The organism is Streptomyces sp. SID5643, assembly GCF_009872555.1.
Taxonomy (GTDB): Bacteria; Actinomycetota; Actinomycetes; order Streptomycetales; family Streptomycetaceae; genus Streptomyces; species Streptomyces iakyrus.
Window position 1 is genome coordinate 1 of record NZ_WWIC01000233.1, and the last position, 677, is coordinate 677.

Genomic DNA, 677 nt, shown 5'->3' on the forward strand with positions numbered 1-677 from the left:
GAGGCCAACCAGTGGCCCGAGGACGTCGTCGACTACTTCGGCGACTACCCGAGCGGCGGCGACGAGTGCCACATGGCGTTCCACTTCCCCGTCATGCCGCGCATCTTCATGGCCGTCCGCCGCGAGTCCCGCTACCCGGTCTCGGAAATCCTGGCCAAGACCCCGGCCATCCCCTCGGGCTGCCAGTGGGGCATGTTCCTGCGCAACCACGACGAGCTGACGCTCGAGATGGTCACCGACGAAGAGCGCGACTACATGTGGGCCGAGTACGCCAAGGACCCCCGCATGCGCGCCAACATCGGCATCCGCAGGCGCCTGGCTCCCCTGCTGGACAACGACCGGCACACCATCGAACTGTTCACCGCGCTGCTGCTGGCCCTGCCCGGCTCGCCGATCCTCTACTACGGCGACGAGATCGGCATGGGCGACAACATCTGGCTCGGCGACCGGGACGCGGTGCGCACCCCGATGCAGTGGACCCCGGACCGCAACGCCGGCTTCTCCACCTGCGACCCGGGCCGCCTCTGCCTCCCGGCGATCATGGACCCGGTCTACGGCCACCAGGTGACCAACGTCGAGGCGTCGATGTCGTCGCCGTCGTCGCTGCTGCACTGGACCCGCCGCATGATCGAGATCCGCAAGCAGAACCCCGCCTTCGGACTCGGCTCGTACACCGA

1 protein-coding gene is annotated in these 677 nt (G+C 68.2%); it reads left to right on the forward strand.

Annotation, left to right across the window (positions count from 1 at the left end):
- On the forward strand, positions 1–677 hold a 677-nt coding region (locus tag GTY56_RS26085; protein WP_346345582.1), incomplete at both ends, for an alpha-amylase family glycosyl hydrolase.